Origin of the sequence: Coprococcus sp. AF19-8AC, assembly GCF_003603115.1 — a bacterium.
Lineage (GTDB): Bacteria > Bacillota > Clostridia > Lachnospirales > Lachnospiraceae > Coprococcus > Coprococcus aceti.
On the sequence record NZ_QTMI01000006.1, the window covers coordinates 69,345 to 95,037 of the forward strand.

Sequence of the window (25,693 nt, forward strand, 5' to 3'; positions counted from 1 at the left end):
ATGGATATGTAGACATATTTGCATATGAATACATATCCATCTCTAGTCTGGCACCTCTGGGTATGAGCTGTCTTTGCAAAGCTGTTAGTCTTTCTGGTGTCCTGCAGCTTACAGGACTTTATTCATATTTTAAGTTGGTTTTATTTTGTGATGTTTTTTTATTTTAGGGTTGTGTACTATTGTTTATTTGTTAATATATTTTATTTTGACTTTGCTGCAGCTGCCTCTTTAGCCCATCCATCTACAAATGCGCTCTTTACAAGATCCCAGTTGGCATCTGTCTGATCTGCCGCATATGTTGTAAGTGCTGATCCGAGGTCGTTCTTCCACTGCTCTGATGGCATTGTTGTGAAGTTCCAGCTTACAGGTGTCTTGCCCTCTGCTACATACTGATTTGCGATGTTTACAAGAAGGTTTGTTGACTCAATGTTCTTCTTGAATGGTGTTACAAATCCCATTCCATCAGCTCCTGATGGCATAGCACCCTCTGAACCACAGATTGCCTTAAGTGCGGTGTCATCTGTAGCACACCACTCCATGAAGTCAAGAGTTGCCTGGATGTCTTCCTCTGAAGCCTTAGCATTTACACACCAGTAATTCTCACTTCCTGTACAGAGTCCCTGATTCTCCTCACCATCTACTCCGATATAGATAGGGAGCATTCCGAGGTTGTCATCGCCAATTGATGATACATCTGAGTATGCCCATGTACCATTCTGATAAAATACTGCCTGTCCTGAAACAAACTCTGCAACCGCATCATCACCAGTCTTTGTGCTGAGCTGCTTTGGATCGGTTGTTGAGTTGTTGATGTACAGATCCCATACATTTTTGTAATTATCAAGATATGTACCCTTGATTGCATCTGTAGTATCGATTCCATCAGCCTTGTACTCATAGTAGATTGGAAGATTTGCAAGATGTGTCTTGAATCTCCAGTCTGATGATCCGTCCATTCCAGCTGATGTGAATGCTGAGAATCCTAATTTGTCTGAGTTAGCTGTTATATCCTCTGCCACCTTCTTGAGGTCTGCAAATGAATTGATATCATCCTCTGTGTATCCAGCTTTGCTTAAAAGCTCTTTGTTGTAAATGATTCCGTATGACTCTATAACATATCCGATTCCTGCAACCTTATCGCCATCCTTAAGTGCAAAGTCCTCAGATGTGAGTTCTTTATACACCTGTGATGATCCAAGATCATAACAATAGTCCTTCCAAGAAGCAAGACCAACCGGTCCATTTACCTGGAACAGGGTAGGTGCTTCTGACTTGCCCATCTCACTCTTAAGAGTAGTCTCGTACTGACCAGAAGCTGCTGTAACTACCGTAACATCAACGCCTGTCTTCTCTGTGTACACCTTAGCAAGCTCCTGCCACTGTGTATCCTGCTCTGGCTTGAAGTTCAAATAATATACAGAGCCCTTTGCTTCTGTCTTCTTTCCTGTGTCTGCTGAGTCTCCTGAGCCACATCCTGTCAACATGGTTCCTGCCATCATAAGTGACAGTCCAAGTGCCGCAATACCTTTCTTGTTCATATTGGTTCCTCCCATAAAATAATAAAAATTTTTCCTTCAGTCATCTCTTATACGAGCTGCTTAATGGTTACTTAGGTTTAGCGGAAACGTTTTTGGAACCGTTTCCATTTGATATATCTTATATTAGTTGTTTATGTGCAAAATGTCAATACTAATTTTAATTTTTTTATCACTTTTTGTGTTTTTTTACATAGCTTGCCATTCAGGTTACATAAAAATGTATAATTTTTGTCATATTCTATCCTTTCTGAATACTATAAATAGAACAACTATTAAATTTGAAAGGACTATCCTATGAAATGCTACAATAACTGTTCTCCGGGCAGACCTGACTGCCGTGACAACATCTGCACTATAGATCTCCGGGAGAAAGCGTTACAGAACCACAATTACCGTGAGACCGTGTGGACCGGCTGTTTCATGCAGATGACCGTCATGTGTATACCTGCCTGCTCAGATGTAGGTTTGGAAATCCATGACAATACCGATCAGATCATCAGGATCGAACAGGGACAGTGTTCAGTCAGGATGGGCTGCTGCCCGAACGAGCTTTGCTTCCGCCAGAATCTGTGCGCAGGGGACTGCATCTGTGTTCCGGCCGGAACATGGCACAACATAATAAACATCGGCAATAATCCACTGAAGCTCTCATCCATCTATGCCCCACCACATCATCCCAGGGGAGAGACACAGGCCACCAAAGCCACGGCTATGGGAATGGATTGCTAGTATCTTTTCCTGCGACATGAAGTAGATGCCACTATAAAATCAAATAAAAAAGACACCAAATGCCGCCTGCCCGTCTGACATTGGGCAAGCGACATTTAGTGTCTTTGCTATTTCTGTATTAATTTTTCATACACATGCCATAATACATTGCCATGACCAAATTATTTTTAATCTCGGTCAGTCGACATAGATATATTTATAGTAAATACCTCGCCGGCAACCTCCGCGCTCACCTCATGTCCCAGCTTGTCTGCAAGGCACCTTACTATGTAAAGTCCCAGCCCTGCGCCCTCCTTCTGTCTGGACTTTCCACGGCAGAACGCATCGAATATCATATCCACATCTATCTCATCGTCCGAATCTATGTCATTTTCAAATATGACTTCCACCCGGCCGTCCTCACATACCAGCCTCACAGATATCCGGCTCTTGGCATACTTCCGCGCATTCGAGAAGAAGTTGGCAAATATCCGGCTGAGCATGGTCTCATTGCTCCGCACAGTGACCGACTGCTCCGGTATGTCAAATGTGACATTTACCCCAGACTCCTTCACCCAGTCATACTGCTCAAATGCCTGGGATGTCAGAAGTGCCGCCACATCCACATCTGCGGTCTCTATCTCGTCATCCTTCGCCTCGGCTGACGACACCTCAAAAAATGCATCTGAAAGCACCCGGAGATAATCAGTCTTTGTAAGGGCAATATCCAGATATTCCTGATCTTTACCTGTGACATGTCCGCCCTTTTTCATAAGCTGCATATACCCCTTTGCCGCCGTGAGCGGTGTTCTGAAGTCGTGGGATATACCGGCTATGACATTTTTCAGCCTTGCCCTGTCCTTCTCCACCGCCAGATTTTTCTCTTTTATCTGATCCGAATAGTCATTTAACGCATTTGCAAGCCTCAGGATATCCCTGTCGAAATACTCCACATGTATATCCTGATCCACACCGCCGTCAAGGCGCGCCTTAAGCTTATCCGCAAATATCCGCATCTGCCTCTTGTACTGCATCACCCGTATAAAAAGGACTGCCACTATAATAAGCAACAGTCCGATCACAATCTTATAATAGATATCCATACCCTATCTGCCCTTATCTGTCAGACACCCGCACATTCCCATAGTCATATGCTGTATGTCATTAGTTGAACCACTTTTTTTCATAGCTATTGTAGGATAACACATACCAGATTAGTATTTCAACAACTCCTGCCACCACACAGATTATCACGTCCTGAGATGCTATATCCTGGAGACCTGAACAGGTCAGACCACCTCCCACAAGACAGTAAGTTACATTTGAGGCGCTGCCGCCGCCCTCAGTTACCGTGTCTATCATCAGGCTGCCAAATGCCTCTAGTATCAGGAATCTGAGGAACACCACAAACATTCCTACAGCTGATTTGAAAGTTGTCATGATGAGCACTGAACAGCTGAGCACTCTGATACATATCACAGCAACGATCAATATCCTGAGCGCAAGATACTTCGTATCTCCATAACCGTTCTTCGCTCCGAAATACAGTATAGGAGAGATCATCAACGCTATACTGATTATCGACATGAGCGGCACAACTGTAAACAGCTTGGAAAGCAGCAGCCTTGACGTTCTGTTGCCCGCCATTACCTCGTAACAGAGCACCTTGTTCTCATATGATGTCACGTACATTCCCGCGATGATCAGCGGAAGATATGTCATAAGCAGAAGGTCCTTCTCAAGAAACATTCCAAATGCCTCTACTCCTGAGCTTGCACTGTCAAAACCGACATCCATGTACCCCAGATAAATCATAAATACACACAGCGCAACCGCCCACACTGACAGATGATAGGTTTTCCTCACGCGGTACCACTCCGCTCTCATAAGTCTGTTCATACTATCTACCTGCCTTTCTGAGCATCTTGCCAACAAAGCTCTTCGGAGCATTACTATCATCACTGGATGATGATACCCTGGACAGGAAATACTCCTCCAGATTCTCCCCCTGTACATGGAACTTGAGTATAGTAAGTCCTGATGCCGTTATCGCTCTTGACACGGTCTTAAGTTCTGACAGCATATCATAGATACGAGTGTCTCCGTTTTCCATCACTTTGTAACCTGATATTCCGAGATCCTGCTCGATGACTGTCACAAGTCTTTCCATGTCATCCGTCGCCACTTCTATGTAGCTCCTGCAGTTCTCATCCAGTTCTTCCTTGGAAATGCATTCCACAAGAACACCCTTGTCAATGATGGCAAAATCCGTACAGAGCTCCGAAAGTTCGGCAAGCAAATGGCTGGAGATAAGTATCGTTATCTCCCTCTCATCCTTCAGCCTCTTAAGAAGATTCCTGACCTCCACGATTCCCTCCGGGTCAAGTCCGTTCACAGGCTCATCGAGTATCATGACCTCCGGGTCAGGCAGCAGTGCCATGCCTATTCCAAGTCTCTGCTTCATTCCAAGTGAAAAATGTTTCACCCGCTTCTTCCCGGTATTTGCCAGCCCCACAAGTTCAAGTATCTCATCTATCTTTGATGAATCCGCCACTCCCCTGAGCCGGCTTATGTACTCCATATTCTCCCTGGCGGTAAAGCTCTTATCCAGATACGGTGCCTCGATCATAAAGCTCGTTCTCTCCCTGTTCGCATCCAGATCCTTGCCTGAGCCAAACAGCTCTATCTCTCCCTCAGCAGGATCTGTAAGTCCCGCTATCATCTTCATTATGGTGGTCTTGCCCGCTCCATTTGGTCCTATCAGACCATATATGTGTCCCTTTTCAACGTCCAGCGAAAAGTTGTCCACAACACGCTTATCGCCATACACTTTAGTCATCCCCTTAAGGCTTATCACGCTCGCCATATGCTGCTCCCTTCCCCGATTTACACATCTGATGATCGCGCATGTAAAATCATATCCAGCTCTTTTGATCCCGCGATCACCTACGCTGTCTCTTCACATTTTATATATTACCTTCTATGCATAAAGAAATGGTAAATTCAAATATAAAGAAAAGGTTAAGAATCACTCCGCAAGCTTGTATCCCATGCCCCAGACGGTCTCTATGTACTCCTGGTCATCATACTTTTTTATCTTATTTCTGAGATTGCTCATATGAACTTTGAGGACATTGTCCTCCGGATAATATGTCTCATTCCACACACTCTCAAATAGATTTGCCTTTGAAAAGAGCTTGTTAGGATTTGTCAGTAACAGCCTCAATATCCCATACTCCTTTGCAGTGATGTTCAGCTTATTGCCATTTACCGTGACATTCTTTGCCTCGTCGTCCATGATGAGGTGCTTGTAAGTATATGAATATCCAGCTATCCCTTTGATGCCGCATGGATGTCCGGATGATTCTCTGTATATACAGCGGTTTAACACCGCCTCCACCCTGACAAGCAGCTCATCCAGATCAAACGGCTTTGTGATATAGTCATCAACGCCAAGCCTGAACAGATCTATCTTCGTCTGGACCGTGTCCTTCGCCGAAAGCACAATGACCGGAACATCCGAAAATCCCCTGAGACTCTGCATAATCCTGTCGCCGCTCTTCATCGGCAGCATGAGATCCAGCAGACAGAGATCGATATCCGGCGTGCTTTCGAGAATAGACAGCCCAGCTATGCCATTTGTGGCTGATATCAGCTCATAGCCACTTTCTGTCAAATATTCGCAGATAAGCCGGTTTATCTCTTTATCGTCCTCTATGACGAGTATCTTGCTCATAAGCATCTCCTCCTGTCTATTGAACATCAGTCCATCAGAACTGACTTATCTACTACTATACTTTATACTTTTCCCCATGTCATCAACTCCATAAAAAAATCCCGAAATATCGACTCCTGTCGATACTCCGGGATCATATACATCTTTTATGAATATGATGAAAGGAACTGTTTTGTCCTCTCCATCTTCGGATTGTCAAATACCTGATCAGGTCTTCCCTGCTCAAGTATATATCCATCATCCATGAATATGACCTGACTTGCAACATCCTTTGCAAATGCCATCTCATGGGTAACAATTATCATGGTCGTCTTTTTGTCTGCAAGGTTTCTGAGAACCTTAAGTACCTCTCCTGTGAGCTCCGGATCAAGAGCCGATGTAGGCTCATCGAAACACAGGATGTCCGGCTGCAACGCAAGCGCCCTTGCTATGGCAACTCGCTGACACTGTCCTCCGGAAAGCTGGTGAGGATAGTTGTTCATTCTGTCCTCAAGTCCCATCTGGCGGAGAAGCTCCTCTGCCTGGACTCTTATCTCGTCGAGTATATTCTTCTTATTTACTTTGAAATCCGGCCTCTCCTTTGCAAGGAGCTCTCTTGCAAGCATCACGTTCTGAAGCGCAGTGTACTGTGGAAAGAGATTAAATGACTGGAACACAAGTCCAAAATGCAGTCTCTTCTTGCGCACCTCCGACTCCTTGAGTGTCTCCGGCTTGTCAGTGTCAAGCAGGATCTCATCATTTACACGGATAACTCCATTGTCCGGCATCTCCAGAAAGTTCAAACAGCGAAGAAGTGTCGTCTTTCCACTTCCTGATGATCCTATGATAGAAAGGACCTCGCCCTGCTCCAGAGAAAAGCTTATATCCTTGAGCACATCCGTCTTGCCAAACTTCTTTTTTATATGTTCAACCTCTAATATAGCCATAGCAGCTCCTCCTATTTAATATGTATCGCCCCTCTGCTCCGCAGTGGGGCAGGTCGTCGGAGCCGATTCCGAGTATGAACTGCGTTCATAGCGGCTCCTCCTATCTAAAGAAATCAAGTTTCTTCTCTAATTTGCCAAGTAAAACTGTGAGTACGCCATTCCATATCAGATAGTAGAATGCACAGAAGAAGAGTGGCCATATCGCACCAGAGATTCCCTGTGAACCCTTCATGAATGCCTGTCCTGCCCAGATTATCTCCTGAAGTGCGATGATACGGGCAAGGGACGTATCCTTGACCAGAGTTATGATCTCGTTGGACATCGCTGGAACTATCTTCTTTATCATCTGCAAAAGCTTGACCTTGAAGAATATCTGCTTTGGAGTCATGCCGAGCACGAGTCCGGCTTCCTCCTGTCCTACAGGAATCCCCTGGATACCTCCACGGTAAATCTCTGAGAAATAGCAGGCATAGTTCACTATGAATGACACCGATGCCGCAACAAATCTTCCGCCTTCGCCGCCGCCCCATACCGGGTTGTGGAATACAAGTCCCGGGAAATAATATATGATGAGCAGCTGTATCATAAGTGGTGTACCTCTCACTATCCATACGATGAACTTCATAAGATAGCTGAGTGGTTTAAACTTTGACATGGAACCAAGTGCTATAAGAAGTCCAAGCGGAAATGCACCTAGCAATGTCACAAAGAACAATTTTAATGTCTGTATAAATCCTGTATTAAGAGCTCCAAGTACGACCGGGAGCTGTTCAAAAAACAAATCCATAATAATTTTTCTCTCTAAGTGATGGTAAAAATACTAATTATATCTTATCTATTACTTTGTAAGTGCAGCCTGTACCTTATATGTCTCAGCACACTTCTCCATTGAACCGTCAGCCTTACTGTCTGCAAAGAACTTGTTGAGCTCAGCTACAAGATCTGAGTCCTTTCTGAAGCCAACGCCATACTCCTCACTGTTAAGACCTACGGTATATGTGAGCTTGTCATAACCTGTTCCCTCGCCAACCATAGCTGCTGCCATGAGTGAATCAATGATCGCTGCATCCGATGTTCCAGCTGCAACTTCCATGAGTGCATCTGCCTGTGCCTTTACTGCTGTATAGTTGAGTCCAAGCGCCTTGGCCTGATCCTCGCCTGCGCTTCCTGCCTCTACAGCAAATGTAAGCTCCTTGATGCTGTCAACAGTCTGATACTTGTCTGCCTTATCTTTTGGCACGATAACTACCTGAGCATTGTTGCAGTATGCATCTGAACATGCCATTGAGCTTGTAACCTCATCTGTAAGTGTCATACCATTCCATACACAGTCGATGGTCTTGCCGTCAAGCTCCATGATCTTGTTGTCCCAGTCTATCTCTACGAACTCTGCCTTTACGCCAAGACTCTCTGCAAATGCTGATGCCATATCCGCGTCAAATCCGATCCAGTTGCCTGACTCATCCTTGTAATCCATCGGTGCGAAGTCTGTAACGCCGACAACGAGAGTTCCCTTATCCTTTACATACTCCAGATCACTCTTTGACTCACTCTTAGATCCGTTATCAGATCCGCCGCATCCAACCAGTGAAAGCCCCATTGCTGCCACTAAGAGCAGTGATAATAACTTTTTCATACTTTTTTCCTCCTGAAATATACTTAAATATACTTGGCAGATGCATGAAACACACTACACCGGGCATCTGCACGATATATAAGCCCTATTAGGGCACAACACGGTAACATAGTAACAGTTTATCATAGTAAAGTCAAACCTAAGATTGAGGAAATGCCTGTAAATGTATTATGTAATAATAATAAAAACCACAGAAGATCTTACTCTTCTGTGGTCAGGATGCTCACCATCTGGAATTATTTTACATACGCTCTGTCAATATGTATCACACAATAGTAATTTTTATTGTACTCACTAACTTTTTCCTTGATATAGGATATTATCTGTTCTTCTGACATTTGATATCCATGTGGCAAAACCACATCAAAAATCAGATTGGAATGTGTTGAACCCTTTACCATTCTAAAGTCGTGAAACTGAACATTTTCATTTTTTCTGCTATCCTTATTAAGTGATTCTATAATTTCAGTGATCCGCGCTTTCGCAGCATTTGTCTCCTCATCGTCATCTACTATCGGATCCATGTGAATGACAGGCTCACAATTTAATTTTTTTCTGAGAGAGAATTCTATCTGATCGATCAGATCATGCAGTTCAAGAATATCTTCCTTATAAGGAACTTCTGCGTGCAGACTGACCATAAGTCTGCCAGGTCCATAATCATGGACCACAAGATCATGAATACCAAGGATCCTTTTATCACACCTCACGATCTTCTTGATCTCGTCCACAAGCTCTGGTTCCGGTGCCTGACCAAGCAAAGGGCTGACCGTATCCTTCATTGCAGTAATGCCAGCTATGAGTATCATTACGCCCACCAATAACCCACAATATCCATCTATAGGTATTTTCCAGAAATGAGCAACAAGTGCAGATGCAAGAACAACCATTGTGGAAAATGTATCAGATAAACTGTCTTTCGCCGTCGCTATCATGGTCGCACTCTCTATCTTTCTGCCTATACTCCTGTTGTAGAAATACATATATATCTTTACTCCAATTGAAACAACGAGTATAACGGCAACTAGAATGCTGAATTTTGGAAGTTCCGGATGTAGGATCTTTCCGATTGAATCTTTAATAAGCTCGTAGGCCATCAATATAATCATGACTGCTACAAATAAGCCTGATATATACTCTATTCTTCCATGTCCAAACGGATGATCCGGGTCCGGTTTTCTGCCAGATAACTTAAAACCTATCATAGATATAAACGAGCTTCCTGCATCTGATAAATTGTTGAACGCATCCGCCGTGATCGAGATAGCCCCCGAAAGTAATCCAGCAAAGAATTTCCCCAGGAACAATAATACATTCAAAAATATACCAACAGCTCCGCAAAGAACACCATATTTCTCCCTCACCTTGCTATCCTTATAATTATCTGATTTGATCCACAGCTTCGACAATAATGTCACCATATCTTTTGTTCCTCCTAATCTGAATCTCAAAACTTCTGAAAAAAAGAACCCACAAAAGCGTTGGACTTCTGCGGGTTCTTGATATATCTGAAATGATATATAATTATCTCTTTGAGAACTGTGGAGCACGACGAGCGGCCTTGAGACCGTACTTCTTTCTCTCCTTCATTCTTGGATCTCTTGTAAGGTATCCAGCCTTCTTAAGGATTGGTCTGTACTCAGCATCAACCTCAAGGAGTGCTCTTGAAATACCATGTCTGATAGCTCCAGCCTGACCTGTGAAACCACCACCACATACGTTAACGAGTACATCGTACTTGCCCTCTGTGCCTGTAGCAACGAGTGGCTGCTTTACGATAACCTTGAGTGTATCAAGGCCAAAGTACTCATCCATATCCTTCTTGTTTATAACGATCTTACCAGTACCTGGAGTGATGTAAACTCTGGCGATACTGCTTTTTCTTCTTCCTGTTCCATAGAACTTTGTTGTCTTAGCCATCTGTTAATCTCCTCCTTCTTAGTACTTAATCTCTAATACTTCTGGCTTCTGTGCCTGATGCTTGTGATCTGCACCAGCGTATACGTGAAGCTTTGTGATCATCTCTCTGCCAAGTGGTCCCTTTGGAAGCATTCCCTTAACTGCAAGGTAGATAACATCCTCTGGCTTCTTAGCCATCTTCTCACGAAGAGTTGTCTCTTTCATACCACCTACATAATCTGAGTGGTTGTAGTATACCTTCTGATCTAACTTCTTACCAGTTACCTGAATCTTGTCAGCGTTTACTACTATTACATAATCACCTGTATCAATGTGTGGTGTAAATGTTGGCTTGTTCTTTCCTCTTAAAATGCTTGCGATCTCTGATGCAAGACGACCTAAAGTATGTCCTGTAGCGTCAACTACATACCACTTTCTCTCTATTGTTGATGGGCTTGCCATAAAGCTCTTCATCGTGGTACCTCCTAAATTATTCTTTTATAATCTTCTTTACTAATGTATATTCAGCACATTCCTTACCGGGGCATTGGTTCGAAACGCACTTATAAACTTCGCATACTTTGCAAGTATATTATAATTACATTTTGTTGTCAACTATTTTTTCCAACAAAAATATCCGGCGATACATGTGCACCGCCGGATACCATATTATCATTCATTCTTCTGTCTGTAAATACTATCTTTTATTTAGAAATCCACCTCTGTGTCATAGTAGCAGCACTTCAGCAGCTTCTCCATCTCCTCCTGGCTTGGCTGTCTTGGGTTGGAGCCTGTACATGCATCAAGTATCGCATTTGCAGCGATCTCAGGAAGTCTCTCAAGGAATACGTCCTCCGGAACAAAGCCCTGCTCACATGGATAGCTGTCTGGTCCATAATTCTTGATACAGTGAGGTATGTTCAGCTCATCATTCATCTTGCGCAGATATGCGATGAGAAGAGCTATCTTCTCGTCGAGGGTCTCTCCGCCAAGGCCCATGAAGTCTGCTATCTCGCCGTAACGAATCTTTGCTGTCTCATCCTTTGCATTGAAAGCGATAACCTTTGGAAGATACATCGCATTTGCTGCTCCGTGGATGATATGTGCACCGTAATCGGCAAATGCTGCTCCGGTCTTGTGTGCCATTGAATGTACGATTCCAAGCAGTGCATTTGAAAATGCCATACCTGCCAGGCACTGCGCATTGTGCATTGCGTCACGCTTCTCCATGTCTCCGTTATATGATCCAACCAGATCATTCTGGATCATCTTGATGGCATGAAGTGCCAGTGGATCTGTGAAATCGCAGTTTGCTGTCGATACATAAGCCTCGATTGCATGTGTCATGGCATCCATACCTGTGTGAGCAACCAGCTTCTGAGGCATGGTCTCTGCCAGCTCAGGATCTACGATCGCAACATCAGGTGTAATCTCAAAATCAGCTATCGGATACTTGATTCCCTTCTCGTAATCTGTGATGATTGAGAATGCGGTAACCTCTGTTGCAGTTCCTGATGTTGAAGAAATAGCGCAGAAATGAGCTTTCTTTCTAAGTTCAGGGATTCCAAATACCTTACACATATCCTCAAATGTCGCATCAGGATACTCATACTTTATCCACATAGCCTTTGCTGCGTCTATAGGTGAACCACCGCCGATGGCCACTATCCAGTCAGGCTCAAATTCAAGCATGGCTGCTGCACCCTTCATAACTGTCTCAACCGAAGGATCTGGCTCAATTCCCTCAAACAACTTAACTTCCATTCCAGCTTCCTCAAGGTACTGTACTGCCCTGTCCAGGAATCCAAATCTCTTCATGGATCCGCCTCCGACACAGACCATAGCTCTCTTACCCTTGAATGTCTTGAGTGCCTCCAAAGCACCTTTTCCGTGATACAGATCTCTTGGTAACGTAAATCTTGCCATTGTTTGCCCTCCTAAAATCAAAATAAAAAAAACCAATCATGTTATCTTCACTGAAACACCTTGAAATATTCCGAACACTACGAAACAATTCCTGACATATCCGTCATGTAGCAGCATTTCAATGTAATTATAACATGATTGGCTCTTGTTTTCATTATTTTTTGTGCATTTCACACAATGTTTTTAATCTATTTTTCACTGTTTTGCTAGATGTTTTCCACTTTTCATTCTTATTTCTAGATTATTTCAAGTCCACTTTTCCAAGTTATTATATACAAAATATAACCACGCTATTTTATAAACTGCCAACATATTATTAGCAATTTTATCTTATCCCGACAAATATTATACGTCTACAGCCGTTTACGTCTACAGATATTTTATCTCCACAAGAGTAAGCCCCTTGGCCTCGGCTTTCGGACCAGCTTTCGTCCTATCCTTAGCCTCAATTATTGACTCCATACAGTCCTCTGGCCAGATTCCAAGACCTATCTTCATCAAAGTTCCCACTATGATACGGACCATATTGTACAGGAAACCATTTCCGCTTATCCTTATATGTATCATATCACCAACTTTATCTATGGTTATATCTGTTATTGTACGGACTGTATTCTCCACCTGAGACCTTGATGAACAGAAGCTCTTGAAATCATGCTCCCCAACCAGCACTGCCGCAGCCCGCTTCATCTTATCTATATCAAGTGGATAATAGACGAATGTCGAGTAAAGACGCTCCGTCGGCATATCAAATCTTCTGTTTAATATCTTGTATTCATATGTCTTGATCGTGTCACAGTATCTCGGATGAAAATCGTCAGCCACCTGGCATGACTCCTGTATCCTTATGTCTTCCGGGAGCCGTTGATTAAGCGCAAATGAAAACTTCTCTCCAGGTATTCCTGATTCAGTGTCGAACACCGCCACATTTCCCAGTGCATGTACACCGGAATCCGTTCTGCTGGCTCCTATAACCTTTATATCCTCATGACAAAGCTCGCTGAGTGTCTTATTCAGGACTTCCTCAACCGTTATTCCATTTATCTGAACCTGCCATCCACAATAATTTGTTCCATCGTAGGCTACGATCAATTTTACTCTCTTCATATTCATACTAGGGATGTATCTGACACATCCGTATCCTTTTCTATATTATCGATGTATCTGAATTACGCTCCAATTCTTAATCAAGCCCGATCGTCATTGACTCTGTAATGTTTAAAACAACTCTATATACAAACGACTTTTGATCCCGAAGTGCGCATGTATCCCGAAATAAGATTGCAGGATTTCCTACATCACACATCTGTATACTATCATGCATCCCAGATACACCAACACTATAGCATAACTTACATAGTCTGTTCCACTGTATTTTAACGGATTCATGCGGCTCCTGCCTTCGCTGCCGTCAAAACATCTGGCATCCATGGCCTGGGCAAGATCTGTGGCCCTCCTTATCGCCGATACAAATAATGGTACAAATACAGGTACATAACTCTTTATCCTCTTGAATATATCGCCACTCTCGAAGTCCGCACCTCTGGAAAGCTGTGCCTTCATGATCTTATCCAGCTCCTCCATAAATATCGGGATAAATCGCAATGCAATCATAAGCATCATGGCCATATCAGACACCGGAACCTTTATTTTCTTCAAGAATCCCAGACTGCTCTCCAGTCCATTTGCCAGATTCATCGGTCTTGTAGTGTACGTCATGACAGATGAGCCTATTATGAGGTATACAAGGCGTATAACCACAAGCACCGTAGTCATCACACTGTTATCTGTTATGCGAAGTCTGTGCCAGCTCCAAAGTACCCGTCCGTCCCCGTTGAACACGCTGAATATTGCTGTAAACAGAATAAACATCCATATGACCTTCAGTCCCCTGCAAATGTATGTTATCGGCACCCTGCTCACCGCCACATATATACAGAGGAATGCCGTTGCGGCAAGTATCATGATCCAGTCCTTGCAAAGAAACAGCGATATGGCATATAGAAATGTTATTGCAAGCTTTGTTCTCGGATCCATTCTATGTATCACAGAACTGCCACTGTAATATTGTCCTATTGTAATATCTCGTATCATAGTAAATCTCCTATTCCGGGCACCTGGGAACATCTATACCGTACTGCTCAAGTAAGCTCCTGTCCTCAAAAAACTCACCTGTCCCTCCATCATACACTATCCTTCCATGCTCCATAAGAAGAATCCTCTCTGACATCTCATACACATCCTCCATGTCGTGGGATACCAGTATGATCGTCACATTTTTCTCTCTGTTGAGCTTTCTGACGAGATTCCATAACTGCTCCCGGCTCTCTCCGTCAAGCCCACATGCAGGCTCATCAAGGATCAATACGTCTGGCTCATATGCCAGTATTCCCGCTATTGCCACCCTCTTTTTCAAACCACCGGACAATTCGAATGGAGAATACTCCGCATATTTCTCCGGTACTCCCACCAACTCAAGCGCCTTTCTGGCAGCATCCTCAGCCTCTCTCTTTGACATTCCAAAGTTTATCGGGCCATACATTACATCCTTGAGCACCGTATTCTCAAACAACTGGGACTCAGGGAACTGAAATACATACCCTATCCTCCTGCGGATATCCTTGATATTCCTTACACTCTGCACATCCGTATCATACAGATATACATTGCCACTCTGTGGAACTATCAGCTTATTTATCATTTGAAGCAGTGTACTCTTTCCCGATCCGGTCTGCCCTATTACAGCGACAACCTGTCCTTCATATATCTTGATGTTTATATCAGAAAGCGCCTGAAATGACTCATTTCCATTCACATACGAATATGATACATTCTGAAGCTCAACTATACATTTTTCTGAATTATCTGCAGTCTTCTCATCCTCAGCATGATTACTCTGCGCATTGTTCATATCGCTGCTTATATCCATATGCCTGTTCTTATATTTATAGCAGATATCGATCGGTATTCCGGCCCTACGCTTCATATCAACCGGTATCTCCAGTCCATAGCTCTTAAGCCGGTCAACATCTGTGAATACATCTCCAGGTGTACCCTCTGCCACGATCCTGCTATTATCCAATATGTATACTTTATCCGCCATAAGTGCCTCAGCTATCCTGTGAGTCACCATTATTACGGTTATTTTCTTTTCTTTGTTCAATCTCTGCACAAGCTCCAGCATATCCTTTGCTCCCTGCGGGTCAAGCATGGATGTCGCCTCGTCTAGCACTATACAATCCGGAGTCATCGCCATGGACGATGCGATTGCAAGCCGCTGTTTCTGTCCACCGCTTATTCTTGACGTATTGGCATACTTATAGGCTGTGAGCCCTGTGAGCTCCAGCATCTCATCTATCTTCTTCCATATATCTTCGCTGCAGACGCCAAGATTCTCCAGCCCAAATCCTATATCCTCAGCGAGGGTGTTGCCGACTATCTGGTTATCGGGATTTTGAAACACCATTCCTACCTGTCGTCTGACTGATGTAAGCTCTCCCATCTCCGCCATGTCTTTTCCACCTATGACTATCGAACCCTCATGCGGTGCAAGCAGTCCATTCAAATGTCTTGCAAACGTAGACTTCCCTGAACCGTTTCTGCCAAGGATCGCGATTATCTCCCCCTTGTCGGCAAGAAAATCTACATCCTTTATTGCCCAGTTCTCCCCTATCTTATTGCCGTCTTTATCCTTTATATTAAATTTATGAGATAGTCCTTTTACATTTATGAAGCTCATAATCTTTCCAATCTATATCAATGAAATCTCTATATTTCACTAAATTTTATTAAAAAACAGGGCCGCCGTACACGAACGTAAACTAATACGTCTATGTACTGCAGCCCTGTTTATTTATCTGTATAATATCAATCTATCAATCGATTATACTAACTCGAGAATAACCTCAAGAGCCTGATCGCCCTTACGCTGACCGATCTTGATGATTCTTGTGTAACCACCCTTACGTCCTGCGTACTTTGTACCATACTCATCGAATAACTTCTGTGTTAAGTCGATCTTCTTAGTACCAGCCTTCTTACCAGCAGCATCTGTAGGAACTTCAACAACTGGATATAAAACCTTGAGCATCTCTCTTCTGGCATGAAGTCTTGAAGGCTGATCCTTCTTAACTGTCTTCTCAACTGTGTCGTATACTGTAACCTTCTTACCGTCTACAACTTCCTTGATTCTCTTGCCATCTTTATCCTTCTTAGCAACCTTAGCCTGAACTGTAACCTCATCGTAGTTGTCCTTCTCAGCAACTGCTAAAGTGATGAGCTTCTCTGCGATCTTAACAACTTCCTTAGCTCTTGCCTCTGTTGTCTTGATCTTTCCATGATACAGTAACTGAGTTACCTGGTTACGAAGTAATGCGTTTCTCTGTGCGCTTGCTTTTCCAAGCTTTCTATACTTTGCCATTTTAATTATCCTCCTATACCCTTTGCGGGTCTTCACTGTGCTTACTATTATTCAGCTTGAGTGGTATACGGGAACTGCTATTAGTCCTCGTTCTGATTAAGTGATAAGCCTAACTCCTTAAGCTTAGCTAATACTTCATCCAGTGACTTACGACCAAGGTTACGAACCTTCATCATATCCTCTGGTGTCTTGTTTATAAGTTCCTGAACTGTGTTGATGCCAGCTCTCTTCAAACAGTTGTATGAACGAACTGATAACTCGAGCTCATCGATATTCATCTCAAGAACCTTTTCCTTCTCGTCTGTTGTGCTCTCAACCATAACATCTACAAGACGTGCGTTCTCTGATAAATCTACGAACAGCTTCAAGTGCTCTACCAGAAGATTTGCAGCAAGACTTACTGCCTCATCTGGAGCAAGAGCTCCGTTTGTATATACATCAAGAGTTAACTTATCATAGTCAGTAACCTGACCAACACGTGTATTCTGAACTGTAAGGTTTACTCTTTCAACAGGGGTGAAGATTGAGTCAATAGCGATGACATCAATTGGTGCATCTGCTTCCTTGTTCTTGTCAAGGCTTACATATCCACGTCCGTTGACAATTGTAAGCTCCATCTCAAGCTTTGCGTCCGGACCACTGAGGTTTGCGATTACAAGATCAGGGTTTACGATCTCTATATCTCCGTCAACCTTGATATCTCCTGCCTTAACAACGCGCTCACCAACAACATCGATGTATGCCTGCTTTGGCTCAAATGTATCTGAGTTATTCTTGATAACGACATTCTTGATGTTCATTATTATCTCAGTAACATCCTCTTTTACACCTGGTATTGAGCTGAACTCGTGTAAAACACCCTTTATCTTAACGTGGCTTACAGCGGTACCTGGTAATGAAGAAAGCATTATTCTTCTAAGTGAGTTACCAAGTGTTATACCGTAACCTCTCTCTAAAGGCTCGATTACAAACTTGCCATATTTGTTGTCATCTGAAGTCTCAACGATCTCGATTTTTGGTTTTTCAAACTCAAACATCTAAGCCCCTCCTTTACGGGTTTTAAAATGCTACACTCCAAGTTACAAAATGTATAAATAAAGAACAAATCTTACTTAGAATATAACTCGACGATGAGAGTCTCATTTACAGGAACATCGATCTGCTCTCTGCTTGGCTTCTCTACAACTTCACCTGCGAGGTTATCTCTGTCTGCTGTTAACCAACCTGGTACGAGAACGCCCTCTGTTGCAGCCATGATATCCTTGTATCTCTGAAGAGACTTGCTCTTCTCTCTGATCTCGATCTTATCGCCTGGCTTAACTGAGTATGAAGGGATGTTTACACACTTGCCATTTACAAGTACGTGCTTGTGATCTACGATCTGTCTAGCCTCTCTTCTTGTTCTTGCAAAGCCTAATCTGAAGATAATGTTGTCAAGTCTAAGCTCAAGTAATGTCATGAGGTTAGGACCTGTTAATCCCTTCTGCTGCTCAGCCTTTGCATAAAGGTTACGGAAAGGCTTCTCAAGTACACCATAAATGAACTTAGCCTTCTGCTTCTCGCGGAGCTGAAGTCCATACTCGCTCTGCTTTCTATTTGATCTGTTTGGTCTTCTGTTTGACTTCTTGTCTATTCCGAGATACATTGGCTCCATGCCTAAAGATCTGCATCTCTTAAGAACTGGGGTTCTATCTACTGCCATCTTGTTTGTACCTCCTCTAATTAAACTCTTCTTCTCTTTGGTGGACGACATCCGTTATGTGGAACCGGAGTAACATCCTTGATACTAACTACATCTATACCACATGCTGAGAGTGCACGAATTGCAGCCTCTCTTCCTGAACCTGGTCCCTTGACAAATACGTCGATTGTCTTGAGTCCGTAAGGTGCAGCAGCCTTTGCGGCTGTCTCTGCAGCCATCTGAGCAGCATATGGAGTTGACTTCTTAGAACCCTTAAATCCTAATCCACCAGCGCTTGCCCATGAAAGCGCATTGCCTTCAGCGTCTGTTAATGTAACAATTGTATTATTGAAAGATGACTGAATATGAGCCTGTCCGTGCTGTACGCTCTTTCTGACACGCTTCTTAGCCACTTTTTTAGTTGCCTGCTTAGCCATTAGCCTAAACCTCCTATGGTTTTTTACAAATATATTCTATAAATATTACTTCTTCTTATTAGCAACAGTCTTCTTAGGACCCTTACGAGTTCTAGCGTTAGTCTTAGTCTTCTGTCCACGAACAGGAAGTCCCTGTCTATGACGCTTACCACGATAGCAAGCAATCTCCTGTAAACGCTTAATATTGAAGCCTATCTCTCTACGTAAATCTCCCTCTACTACCTGAGTTGCCTTGATAACCTCGCTGAGTCTTCTAACCTCATCGTCAGTCAGATCTGCGCAACGTGTATCAGGATTAACGTTTGCTTCCTTAAGAATACGCTGTGATGAAGGAAGTCCGATACCATAGATATAAGTAAGACCAATTTCAACACGTTTCTCTCTTGGTAAATCAACACCTGAAATACGAGCCATTATAATAACCTCCGTAAAATCTTCTTTTAAGCTGAATCCACAAATGTATCCCATAGCACACGCTATGGGGTGAAATGCATACACCGCAAACTTCAACTAAGTTGTATATTTCTATAATTGTATTGGCATATCTACGTATGCCACAGCCGCTTTTAAATAATACAGTACATTAGATATATGTACTGACGCACGAAAATAAGTATACTTCCGGATGGGCTATCATCCATATACTTCTTTTCCTTTTTTGATTAACCCTGACGCTGCTTGTGCTTTGGATTCTCGCAGATAACTCTAACGATTCCCTTTCTCTTGATAACTTTGCACTTATCGCAGATAGGTTTTACTGATGCTCTAACCTTCATTAGAAACTCTCCTTTCAAAAAAAGTCCGCTACGAATTAGCATTCTATCATTTTCATTGATAAAATGCAATAGGGAAATTCATTTTTTTATTATTTATCTCTCCAAACGATTCTTCCCTTGGTAAGATCGTATGGTGATAACTCTATTGTAACTTTGTCGCCAGGAAGAATCTTTATATAATTCATTCTCAGCTTTCCACTTATATGAGCAAGAACCTTGTGTCCATTCTCAAGTTCTACCTGAAACATGGCATTTGGAAGTTTCTCAACTACTGTTCCTTCTACTTCAATTACATCTGCTTTTGACATTTTCAAAAATCCTCCTATATATATAAATCAACTTATGAGTTCTCCATGATATAATGAATATGTCATCGTGCTTACGAACGACGACATATGATATCACATCTACAGCTCAATTCCATCGGCCCTTGAAAGTATCTCAGGCTCTCCATCTGTTATAAGTATTGTATTCTCATAATGTGCCGCCAGTGATTTGTCTGCGGTGACGACCGTCCATCCATCCGGCATCCACTTCACTTCGTAATCGCCAAGTGTGATCATCGGTTCTATCGCTATCGTCATTCCTGCTTTCAGCTTCGGTCCTCTTCTTCTTGTTGCGAAGTTTGGGATCTCCGGCTCTTCATGAAGATTTTTTCCAACTCCATGTCCCACCAGATCGACAACAACTCCAAGTCCACACTCATCGGCATAGGACTCGACCGCTATTCCTATATCCCGCACATGATTTCCCGCACGGGCCGCTGACAGTCCTTCAAAGAAGCTTTGCTTCGTTGCCTCTATGAGATACTTTGCCATATCAGATATCTCGCCAACTCCATATGTTCTGGCTGAGTCTGAATGGTAACCCTTATAGATAACACCGGCATCAAGACTTACTATATCTCCATCCTGAAGCACTCTGTTCTTTGATGGGATTCCGTGTACCACCTCATCATTTACAGATACACACACCGACGCCGGATATCCCTGATAGTTCAGAAATGATGGTTCACAGTGATAACTTCTGATAACCTCTTCACCGAGCTTATCTATATCATATGTGGTCATTCCCGGCTTCAATGCTTTTCTCATCTCCTCATGAGTTATCGCCAGAATTCTTCCAGCCTCTCTCATAAGCTCAATCTCTTCCTGGGATTTTATGGAAATACCCTTCATATTTACTCACCTAATATATCAGTGATAGCAGCGAATACATCCTTCATATCAACAGTTCCGTCAACCTCTTTCAGGATGCCCTTTGCCTTGTAGTAATCGATGAGAGGCTGTGTCTGCTCATGATATACATTAAGTCTCTTCTCTACTGTCTCTGGCTTATCATCGTCTCTAAGGATGAGATCAGCTCCACATGCATCACACTTGCCCTCAACTTTTGTTGGGTTGTATACGATATGGTATGTTGCTCCACAACCTACACATGCACGTCTGCCTGACATTCTCTCGATGATATTCTCATCAGGTACCTCAACATTGATAGCGTAATCAACTGAATCGCCGATTGCTGAGAGTGCCTTGTCAAGTGCCTCTGCCTGTGGGATAGTTCTTGGGAATCCGTCAAGGATATATCCCTTTGCACAGTCATCAGCCTTGAATCTATCTATTACCAAGTCGACAACGAGCTCATCTGGTACAAGAAGTCCCTTATCCATGTACTCCTTTGCCTTTGCACCAAGCTCTGTGCCGTTCTTTATGTTCGCTCTGAATATATCTCCTGTTGAGATATGTGGTACGCCGTACTTTGCAGCGATCATCTTTGCCTGTGTTCCCTTGCCTGCGCCCGGTGCGCCTAACATGATTATCTTCATATATTCAACCTCCATTTTTTTGAACGTTTCCCATTCTTATCAAATACTATTCTCTCTATAATACACGAATAGGAAGTGTACTATACGGCACACTCCCATTCGTGTTTATTGCCACGTCATATTTTAGTCTAAAAGGAATCCCTGATAGTTCCTTACCAGCATACGTGACTCAATATTCTTAATTGTCTCTATAACAACACCTACAACGATGATAAGTGATGTTCCTCCAAATGAAACATTTGCTCCAAAGAAACCACTGAAGAACATTGGTATACATGCTACTATGATAAGTCCTACAGCACCTATAAATATGATGTAGTTTAAAATCTTATTAAGGTAATCCTGTGTTGACTGTCCAGGTCTTATACCAGGGACAAAACCGCCACTCTTCTTCATATTGTTGGCAATCTCCATTGGATTGAATGTGATCGCTGTGTAGAAATATGCGAAGAAGAACACAAGTAAAATATATACGATCAAACCGATCGATGCCCAAGGATAAGATCTGTTAAACCAGTAGCCCTGACTCATACCCTGGATTATCTTTGCTCCTACACCAGATGTCTTGATGTTGAACAGATTCACTACGATCTGTGGAACAGACAGTAAGGATGATGCAAAGATGACCGGAATAACACCTGCAGTATTGACCTTAAGTGGAATATGAGAGGACTGTCCGCCCATCGTCTTTCTTCCTCTTACTGTCTTGGCATACTGTACAGGAATTTTTCTCTCTGCGCCCTGAAGTGCACATACAAATACTACTGTAAGAACTACAACTGCAAGGATAATGAGTCCTACAAGTGTAAATCTTACAAAGTCTCTGCCCTTCATGAACTGTGTGTATAAATTCTTGAAGTCATTTGGCATTGTTGAAACAATGTTGATCAAAAGGATTACTGATATACCATTGCCAACACCCTTCTCTGTTGCTCTCTCGCCAAGCCACATTACTATAGCACTTCCTGCCGTAAGAATGACTACGATGCAAAGAACTGTCCAGAAGTTATAATTCTCAATGACTCCCTTGTTTCCAAATCCTACTACAAGACCAGCACTCTCAAGAATAGCAAGACCTACTGTCATATATCTTGTGATAGCGGTGATCTTCTTTCTACCATCTTCTCCGTCTTTCTGCAGTTCTTCCAAAGCCGGTATAGCAATGGTGAGAAGCTGTATGATGATGGAAGCTGTAATGTAAGGTGTTACCGACAATGCAAAAATCGACATCTGCTCGAACGATCCTCCGGTGAATGAACTGAAGATGTTCAGTGAATCACCGAGTGCATTCTGCATGTACTCTCTTATTGCATCCGCACTTATTCCCGGAACGGTAATCAGACTACCAAGTCTGACTACCACGAGAATGAAGAACGTATATAAAAGTCTTCTTCGTATATCCTGTACCTTAAATGCATTGATTAAGGTTTTGAACATATTACATCACCTCTGCTTTTCCGCCAAGAGCTTCAATTTTCTCAGCTGCTGACTTTGAAAAAGCATTAGCCTTAACATTGAGCTTTTTAGTTAACTCTCCATTTCCAAGAATCTTAACTCCATCACGAGGATTCTTAATGATACCTGCCTCTACTAATGTCTCAACAGTTACGTCTGAGCCATCCTCGAATCTCTCAAGAGCTGATACATTGATTGCAACGATCTCTTTGTGATTGATGCAATTAAAGCCTCTCTTAGGAAGACGTCTATATAATGGCATCTGTCCACCTTCGAAACCTGGTCTAGGTGATCCAGAACGTGCCTTCTGACCCTTATGTCCCTTACCTGCAGTCTTGCCATTTCCTGAACCATGTCCACGGCCTACACGGAAATTAGCACTGTGCTTTGAGCCTTCAGCCGGCTTTAATGTAGATAAATCCATGATCTGCGTATCCTCCTTCTCTTATACTTCCTCAACCTTTACCATATAACTTACCTGCTTAACCATTCCAAGTGTTGCAGCGTTATTTGGGAGCTCTACTGACTTATTAACCTTCTTAAGTCCAAGAGCCTCTACTGTCTTTCTATGCTTTGGTACAGCACCGATAGGGGACTTTACCAAAGTTACCTTTAACTTATCTGCCATCTTCTAATACCTCCTTAGTTAAGTATCTCATCAACAGATTTTCCACGAAGTCTTGCGATATCCTCTGGGTTCTTGATCTCTGTAAGGCCCTTGATTGTTGCAAGAACTACGTTCTGCTTGTTGTTTGATCCTAAGGACTTTGTACGGATGTTCTTATATCCTGCAAGCTCAAGTACGCTACGAGCAGGACCACCAGCGATGATACCAGTACCTTCTGGAGCTGTCTTCAGAAGAACTGAAGCACTGCCGAACTGTCCATTCCAGTCGTAAGGGATACTACCAACTTCATTTACAGGAACTGTAACTAAATGCTTTGCAGCATCCTCCTTACCCTTACGGATAGCTTCTGGAGTCTCAACTGCCTTGCCAACACCAACGCCAACGTGGCCATTTCTATCACCAACAACTACGAGAGCTGCAACTCTAGAATTACGTCCACCCTTAACAACCTTTGTTACACGCTTGATGGCAACAACTTTATCTTCTAACTCTAACTTACTTGCATCAATTATTTCACGCTTCATACGTTGTTCTTCCTCCTTACTAGAATTCCAGACCAGCTTCTCTCGCTGCATCTGCTAATGCCTGAACCTTACCGTGGTATACGAAACCGCCTCTATCATAGATAACAGTCTTGATACCCTTCTCAAGTGCTCTCTCAGCAATAACCTTACCAACGTAAGCTGCTGCATCAACATCATTTGTCTTCTCAAGCTCATCCTTAATAGCCTTCTCTGTTGTAGATGCTGCTACTAATGTCTTACCAACTGAATCATCAATAATCTGAGCGTACATATGATTATTACTTCTGAATACAGCTAAACGTGGTCTCTCTGTTGTTCCAGCTAAACGATTACGAACACGCATATGCTTCTTTACACGAATTGCGCTTCTTGATTCTTTATTAATCATCTTATCTCACTCCTTTATTATTTCTTACCAGTCTTACCAACTTTACGTCTGATAGTCTCATCCACATACTTGATACCCTTGCCCTTGTATGGCTCTGGTGCTCTCTTCTCTCTGATCTCAGCAGCGTACTGACCAACCTTTTCCTTGCTGATTCCGCTTACTATGATCTTGTTTCCATCAACTGATGTTTCGATACCATCTGGATCAACCATCTCAACTGGGTGTGAATAACCAAGAGCAAGAACAAGCTTATTACCCTGCTTCTGAGCTCTGTAACCTACACCGTTAACCTCAAGCTCCTTCTTGTAACCCTCTGTAACACCTACTACCATGTTGTGGATAAGTGTTCTTGTGAGTCCGTGAAGTGATTTCATCTTCTTTAAGTCGTTAGGTCTTGATACTGTGATTGTATCGCCGTCTAACTTTATATCCATTTCCGCAGGGAGAACTCTCTCAAGAGTTCCCTTTGGTCCTTTAACAGTCACTTTATTATTTTCTGCTATATCTACAGTTACGCCTGCAGGTACAGCGATAGGCATTCTTCCGATACGTGACATTTTGCCGTCCTCCTTTTACCAAATAAACGCAAGTACTTCTCCACCTACGTTCTGTTTTCTAGCTTCCTTATCTGTTAATACACCCTTGTTTGTGGAGATAATAGCAGTTCCAAGTCCACCAAGTACTCTTGGAAGCTCATCCTTGCTTGCGTATACTCGAAGACCAGGCTTTGAAATTCTCTTAAGACCTGTGATGATCTTCTCGTTCTTATCTGCACCATACTTCAATGTGATCTTGATTGTCTCGAACTTACCGTCCTCAACGATATCTACAGCCTTAACATATCCTTCTGATAAAAGTATGTCGGCAATAGCTTTCTTCATCTTTGAAGCAGGGATTTCTACTGTATCATGCTTTGCTGTATTAGCATTACGAATTCTTGTAAGCATATCTGCAATTGGATCGCTCATTGACATAATAAATTTCCTCCTTCTTACTCTTACCAGCTTGATTTCTTAACGCCAGGAATCTGTCCCTTATATGCTAACTCACGGAAGCAGATTCTACAAATTCCGTACTTCTTTAAAACTGAGTGTGGACGTCCACAAATGCTGCAACGTGTGTACTCTCTTGTTGAGAACTTCTGCTTGCGCTGCTGCTTAACTTTCATTGATGTCTTAGCCATTTCTCGA

Annotated in this window: 33 protein-coding genes; 1 reads left to right on the forward strand and 32 read right to left on the reverse strand. The window is 42.8% G+C overall.

All coding sequences use genetic code 11. The annotated features are described in order from the left end of the window. Positions 1-200: 200 nt before the first annotated feature. Entirely contained in the window at positions 201-1,538 is a 1,338-nt protein-coding gene (locus tag DWX57_RS12985) for an ABC transporter substrate-binding protein (protein WP_117550682.1), read from the reverse strand. A gap of 294 nt (positions 1,539-1,832) precedes the next feature. Here DWX57_RS12985 and DWX57_RS12990 point away from each other — a divergent pair, with 294 nt between their 5' ends. After that, positions 1,833-2,267: a cupin domain-containing protein gene (locus tag DWX57_RS12990; protein ID WP_243106239.1), complete on the forward strand. Its 435-nt coding sequence runs from the start codon at positions 1,833-1,835 to the stop codon at positions 2,265-2,267. Positions 2,268-2,434: 167 nt separating this feature from the next. Here the strand turns inward: DWX57_RS12990 and DWX57_RS12995 are convergent, their stop codons facing one another. From DWX57_RS12995 to DWX57_RS13145, 31 genes are all read right to left on the reverse strand, one after another. Further along, positions 2,435-3,349, reverse strand: coding sequence for a sensor histidine kinase (locus DWX57_RS12995; protein WP_120124631.1), 915 nt, complete (start codon positions 3,347-3,349; stop codon positions 2,435-2,437). Positions 3,350-3,410: 61 nt separating this feature from the next. Next, positions 3,411-4,145 carry a hypothetical protein gene (locus DWX57_RS13000; RefSeq protein ID WP_120124634.1) on the reverse strand — a complete coding sequence of 245 codons (735 nt, stop codon included), beginning with the start codon at positions 4,143-4,145 and terminating at the stop codon, positions 3,411-3,413. 1 nt (position 4,146) lies between these two features. Next, complete coding sequence (locus DWX57_RS13005) at positions 4,147-5,112, reverse strand: ABC transporter ATP-binding protein (protein ID WP_120124637.1); 966 nt, start codon at positions 5,110-5,112, stop codon at positions 4,147-4,149. 162 nt (positions 5,113-5,274) lie between these two features. Beyond that, on the reverse strand, positions 5,275-5,982 hold the full coding sequence (locus DWX57_RS13010; protein ID WP_120124639.1) for a response regulator transcription factor: 708 nt from the start codon (positions 5,980-5,982) through the stop codon (positions 5,275-5,277). A gap of 146 nt (positions 5,983-6,128) precedes the next feature. After that, on the reverse strand, positions 6,129-6,908 hold the full coding sequence (locus DWX57_RS13015) for an amino acid ABC transporter ATP-binding protein (RefSeq protein WP_004850188.1): 780 nt from the start codon (positions 6,906-6,908) through the stop codon (positions 6,129-6,131). 100 nt (positions 6,909-7,008) lie between these two features. Then, positions 7,009-7,695 carry an amino acid ABC transporter permease gene (locus DWX57_RS13020; protein WP_004850185.1) on the reverse strand — a complete coding sequence of 229 codons (687 nt, stop codon included), beginning with the start codon at positions 7,693-7,695 and terminating at the stop codon, positions 7,009-7,011. A gap of 51 nt (positions 7,696-7,746) precedes the next feature. After that, positions 7,747-8,544: a transporter substrate-binding domain-containing protein gene (locus DWX57_RS13025; protein WP_119202044.1), complete on the reverse strand. Its 798-nt coding sequence runs from the start codon at positions 8,542-8,544 to the stop codon at positions 7,747-7,749. Positions 8,545-8,780: 236 nt separating this feature from the next. After that, the gene (locus DWX57_RS13030; protein ID WP_120124642.1) at positions 8,781-9,965 is read right to left on the reverse strand and encodes a cation diffusion facilitator family transporter; all 1,185 of its coding nucleotides are present in this window, start codon (positions 9,963-9,965) and stop codon (positions 8,781-8,783) included. 103 nt (positions 9,966-10,068) lie between these two features. After that, on the reverse strand, positions 10,069-10,464 hold the full coding sequence (gene rpsI / locus DWX57_RS13035) for a 30S ribosomal protein S9 (protein ID WP_004850181.1): 396 nt from the start codon (positions 10,462-10,464) through the stop codon (positions 10,069-10,071). Positions 10,465-10,482: 18 nt separating this feature from the next. Beyond that, positions 10,483-10,917 carry a 50S ribosomal protein L13 gene (gene rplM / locus DWX57_RS13040; RefSeq protein WP_117550692.1) on the reverse strand — a complete coding sequence of 145 codons (435 nt, stop codon included), beginning with the start codon at positions 10,915-10,917 and terminating at the stop codon, positions 10,483-10,485. 234 nt (positions 10,918-11,151) lie between these two features. After that, entirely contained in the window at positions 11,152-12,369 is a 1,218-nt protein-coding gene (locus DWX57_RS13045; protein WP_004850177.1) for an iron-containing alcohol dehydrogenase, read from the reverse strand. A 369-nt stretch (positions 12,370-12,738) separates the two neighbouring features. After that, positions 12,739-13,476, reverse strand: a complete 738-nt coding sequence (truA, locus tag DWX57_RS13050) for a tRNA pseudouridine(38-40) synthase TruA (RefSeq protein ID WP_120124689.1) — start codon at positions 13,474-13,476, stop codon at positions 12,739-12,741. Between the two features lie 186 nt (positions 13,477-13,662). Beyond that, entirely contained in the window at positions 13,663-14,463 is an 801-nt protein-coding gene (locus DWX57_RS13055) for an energy-coupling factor transporter transmembrane component T family protein (protein ID WP_120124645.1), read from the reverse strand. A gap of 10 nt (positions 14,464-14,473) precedes the next feature. Beyond that, the gene (locus DWX57_RS13060) at positions 14,474-16,108 is read right to left on the reverse strand and encodes an ABC transporter ATP-binding protein (RefSeq protein ID WP_120124647.1); all 1,635 of its coding nucleotides are present in this window, start codon (positions 16,106-16,108) and stop codon (positions 14,474-14,476) included. A gap of 144 nt (positions 16,109-16,252) precedes the next feature. Next, positions 16,253-16,789, reverse strand: a complete 537-nt coding sequence (locus DWX57_RS13065; RefSeq protein WP_015533801.1) for a bL17 family ribosomal protein — start codon at positions 16,787-16,789, stop codon at positions 16,253-16,255. Between the two features lie 80 nt (positions 16,790-16,869). Beyond that, entirely contained in the window at positions 16,870-17,826 is a 957-nt protein-coding gene (locus DWX57_RS13070; protein WP_015533800.1) for a DNA-directed RNA polymerase subunit alpha, read from the reverse strand. A 71-nt stretch (positions 17,827-17,897) separates the two neighbouring features. Next, the gene (gene rpsD, locus DWX57_RS13075) at positions 17,898-18,491 is read right to left on the reverse strand and encodes a 30S ribosomal protein S4 (protein ID WP_015533799.1); all 594 of its coding nucleotides are present in this window, start codon (positions 18,489-18,491) and stop codon (positions 17,898-17,900) included. 20 nt (positions 18,492-18,511) lie between these two features. After that, positions 18,512-18,907, reverse strand: a complete 396-nt coding sequence (gene rpsK / locus DWX57_RS13080; protein ID WP_004850165.1) for a 30S ribosomal protein S11 — start codon at positions 18,905-18,907, stop codon at positions 18,512-18,514. A gap of 45 nt (positions 18,908-18,952) precedes the next feature. Then, positions 18,953-19,321: a 30S ribosomal protein S13 gene (gene rpsM, locus DWX57_RS13085; RefSeq protein WP_015533798.1), complete on the reverse strand. Its 369-nt coding sequence runs from the start codon at positions 19,319-19,321 to the stop codon at positions 18,953-18,955. 248 nt (positions 19,322-19,569) lie between these two features. Then, positions 19,570-19,683 carry a 50S ribosomal protein L36 gene (rpmJ, locus tag DWX57_RS13090; RefSeq protein ID WP_015533797.1) on the reverse strand — a complete coding sequence of 38 codons (114 nt, stop codon included), beginning with the start codon at positions 19,681-19,683 and terminating at the stop codon, positions 19,570-19,572. Between the two features lie 89 nt (positions 19,684-19,772). After that, positions 19,773-19,991 (reverse strand): translation initiation factor IF-1, encoded by a 219-nt coding sequence (gene infA / locus DWX57_RS13095; protein WP_004850160.1) that lies wholly within the window; start codon positions 19,989-19,991, stop codon positions 19,773-19,775. Between the two features lie 99 nt (positions 19,992-20,090). After that, positions 20,091-20,861, reverse strand: a complete 771-nt coding sequence (map, locus tag DWX57_RS13100; protein ID WP_117550700.1) for a type I methionyl aminopeptidase — start codon at positions 20,859-20,861, stop codon at positions 20,091-20,093. A 2-nt stretch (positions 20,862-20,863) separates the two neighbouring features. Further along, positions 20,864-21,508 carry an adenylate kinase gene (locus DWX57_RS13105; protein WP_022216653.1) on the reverse strand — a complete coding sequence of 215 codons (645 nt, stop codon included), beginning with the start codon at positions 21,506-21,508 and terminating at the stop codon, positions 20,864-20,866. A 123-nt stretch (positions 21,509-21,631) separates the two neighbouring features. Then, positions 21,632-22,945 (reverse strand): preprotein translocase subunit SecY, encoded by a 1,314-nt coding sequence (secY, locus tag DWX57_RS13110; protein ID WP_120124650.1) that lies wholly within the window; start codon positions 22,943-22,945, stop codon positions 21,632-21,634. Between the two features lies 1 nt (position 22,946). Continuing rightward, the gene (gene rplO / locus DWX57_RS13115; RefSeq protein ID WP_004850150.1) at positions 22,947-23,387 is read right to left on the reverse strand and encodes a 50S ribosomal protein L15; all 441 of its coding nucleotides are present in this window, start codon (positions 23,385-23,387) and stop codon (positions 22,947-22,949) included. 21 nt (positions 23,388-23,408) lie between these two features. Then, on the reverse strand, positions 23,409-23,591 hold the full coding sequence (gene rpmD / locus DWX57_RS13120; RefSeq protein WP_004850147.1) for a 50S ribosomal protein L30: 183 nt from the start codon (positions 23,589-23,591) through the stop codon (positions 23,409-23,411). Between the two features lie 14 nt (positions 23,592-23,605). Then, positions 23,606-24,115 carry a 30S ribosomal protein S5 gene (gene rpsE, locus DWX57_RS13125; RefSeq protein WP_015533792.1) on the reverse strand — a complete coding sequence of 170 codons (510 nt, stop codon included), beginning with the start codon at positions 24,113-24,115 and terminating at the stop codon, positions 23,606-23,608. A 19-nt stretch (positions 24,116-24,134) separates the two neighbouring features. Further along, positions 24,135-24,503 carry a 50S ribosomal protein L18 gene (gene rplR / locus DWX57_RS13130; protein ID WP_022216651.1) on the reverse strand — a complete coding sequence of 123 codons (369 nt, stop codon included), beginning with the start codon at positions 24,501-24,503 and terminating at the stop codon, positions 24,135-24,137. 17 nt (positions 24,504-24,520) lie between these two features. Continuing rightward, a complete protein-coding gene (gene rplF / locus DWX57_RS13135; RefSeq protein WP_022216650.1) occupies positions 24,521-25,060 on the reverse strand; it encodes a 50S ribosomal protein L6 in 540 nt (179 codons plus the stop codon). Positions 25,061-25,075: 15 nt separating this feature from the next. Beyond that, complete coding sequence (gene rpsH / locus DWX57_RS13140) at positions 25,076-25,477, reverse strand: 30S ribosomal protein S8 (protein ID WP_022216649.1); 402 nt, start codon at positions 25,475-25,477, stop codon at positions 25,076-25,078. Between the two features lie 23 nt (positions 25,478-25,500). Further along, positions 25,501-25,686: a type Z 30S ribosomal protein S14 gene (locus DWX57_RS13145; protein ID WP_004850137.1), complete on the reverse strand. Its 186-nt coding sequence runs from the start codon at positions 25,684-25,686 to the stop codon at positions 25,501-25,503. Positions 25,687-25,693: the final 7 nt, after the last annotated feature.

Bases quoted from the DNA above. Each gene is read 5' to 3' on its own strand.
- DWX57_RS12985 (WP_117550682.1), bottom strand. From the start codon at position 1,538: ATGAACAAGAAAGGTATTGCGGCACTTGGACTGTCACTTATGATGGCA.
- DWX57_RS12990 (WP_243106239.1), top strand. From the start codon at position 1,833: ATGAAATGCTACAATAACTGTTCTCCGGGCAGACCTGACTGCCGTGAC.
- DWX57_RS12995 (WP_120124631.1), bottom strand. From the start codon at position 3,349: ATGGATATCTATTATAAGATTGTGATCGGACTGTTGCTTATTATAGTG.
- DWX57_RS13000 (WP_120124634.1), bottom strand. From the start codon at position 4,145: ATGAACAGACTTATGAGAGCGGAGTGGTACCGCGTGAGGAAAACCTAT.
- DWX57_RS13005 (WP_120124637.1), bottom strand. From the start codon at position 5,112: ATGGCGAGCGTGATAAGCCTTAAGGGGATGACTAAAGTGTATGGCGAT.
- DWX57_RS13010 (WP_120124639.1), bottom strand. From the start codon at position 5,982: ATGAGCAAGATACTCGTCATAGAGGACGATAAAGAGATAAACCGGCTT.
- DWX57_RS13015 (WP_004850188.1), bottom strand. From the start codon at position 6,908: ATGGCTATATTAGAGGTTGAACATATAAAAAAGAAGTTTGGCAAGACG.
- DWX57_RS13020 (WP_004850185.1), bottom strand. From the start codon at position 7,695: ATGGATTTGTTTTTTGAACAGCTCCCGGTCGTACTTGGAGCTCTTAAT.
- DWX57_RS13025 (WP_119202044.1), bottom strand. From the start codon at position 8,544: ATGAAAAAGTTATTATCACTGCTCTTAGTGGCAGCAATGGGGCTTTCA.
- DWX57_RS13030 (WP_120124642.1), bottom strand. From the start codon at position 9,965: ATGGTGACATTATTGTCGAAGCTGTGGATCAAATCAGATAATTATAAG.
- rpsI (WP_004850181.1), bottom strand. From the start codon at position 10,464: ATGGCTAAGACAACAAAGTTCTATGGAACAGGAAGAAGAAAAAGCAGT.
- rplM (WP_117550692.1), bottom strand. From the start codon at position 10,917: ATGAAGAGCTTTATGGCAAGCCCATCAACAATAGAGAGAAAGTGGTAT.
- DWX57_RS13045 (WP_004850177.1), bottom strand. From the start codon at position 12,369: ATGGCAAGATTTACGTTACCAAGAGATCTGTATCACGGAAAAGGTGCT.
- truA (WP_120124689.1), bottom strand. From the start codon at position 13,476: ATGAAGAGAGTAAAATTGATCGTAGCCTACGATGGAACAAATTATTGT.
- DWX57_RS13055 (WP_120124645.1), bottom strand. From the start codon at position 14,463: ATGATACGAGATATTACAATAGGACAATATTACAGTGGCAGTTCTGTG.
- DWX57_RS13060 (WP_120124647.1), bottom strand. From the start codon at position 16,108: ATGAGCTTCATAAATGTAAAAGGACTATCTCATAAATTTAATATAAAG.
- DWX57_RS13065 (WP_015533801.1), bottom strand. From the start codon at position 16,789: ATGGCAAAGTATAGAAAGCTTGGAAAAGCAAGCGCACAGAGAAACGCA.
- DWX57_RS13070 (WP_015533800.1), bottom strand. From the start codon at position 17,826: ATGTTTGAGTTTGAAAAACCAAAAATCGAGATCGTTGAGACTTCAGAT.
- rpsD (WP_015533799.1), bottom strand. From the start codon at position 18,491: ATGGCAGTAGATAGAACCCCAGTTCTTAAGAGATGCAGATCTTTAGGC.
- rpsK (WP_004850165.1), bottom strand. From the start codon at position 18,907: ATGGCTAAGCAGGCAACTAAAAAAGTGGCTAAGAAGCGTGTCAGAAAG.
- rpsM (WP_015533798.1), bottom strand. From the start codon at position 19,321: ATGGCTCGTATTTCAGGTGTTGATTTACCAAGAGAGAAACGTGTTGAA.
- rpmJ (WP_015533797.1), bottom strand. From the start codon at position 19,683: ATGAAGGTTAGAGCATCAGTAAAACCTATCTGCGATAAGTGCAAAGTT.
- infA (WP_004850160.1), bottom strand. From the start codon at position 19,991: ATGTCAAAAGCAGATGTAATTGAAGTAGAAGGAACAGTAGTTGAGAAA.
- map (WP_117550700.1), bottom strand. From the start codon at position 20,861: ATGAAGGGTATTTCCATAAAATCCCAGGAAGAGATTGAGCTTATGAGA.
- DWX57_RS13105 (WP_022216653.1), bottom strand. From the start codon at position 21,508: ATGAAGATAATCATGTTAGGCGCACCGGGCGCAGGCAAGGGAACACAG.
- secY (WP_120124650.1), bottom strand. From the start codon at position 22,945: ATGTTCAAAACCTTAATCAATGCATTTAAGGTACAGGATATACGAAGA.
- rplO (WP_004850150.1), bottom strand. From the start codon at position 23,387: ATGGATTTATCTACATTAAAGCCGGCTGAAGGCTCAAAGCACAGTGCT.
- rpmD (WP_004850147.1), bottom strand. From the start codon at position 23,591: ATGGCAGATAAGTTAAAGGTAACTTTGGTAAAGTCCCCTATCGGTGCT.
- rpsE (WP_015533792.1), bottom strand. From the start codon at position 24,115: ATGAAGCGTGAAATAATTGATGCAAGTAAGTTAGAGTTAGAAGATAAA.
- rplR (WP_022216651.1), bottom strand. From the start codon at position 24,503: ATGATTAATAAAGAATCAAGAAGCGCAATTCGTGTAAAGAAGCATATG.
- rplF (WP_022216650.1), bottom strand. From the start codon at position 25,060: ATGTCACGTATCGGAAGAATGCCTATCGCTGTACCTGCAGGCGTAACT.
- rpsH (WP_022216649.1), bottom strand. From the start codon at position 25,477: ATGTCAATGAGCGATCCAATTGCAGATATGCTTACAAGAATTCGTAAT.
- DWX57_RS13145 (WP_004850137.1), bottom strand. From the start codon at position 25,686: ATGGCTAAGACATCAATGAAAGTTAAGCAGCAGCGCAAGCAGAAGTTC.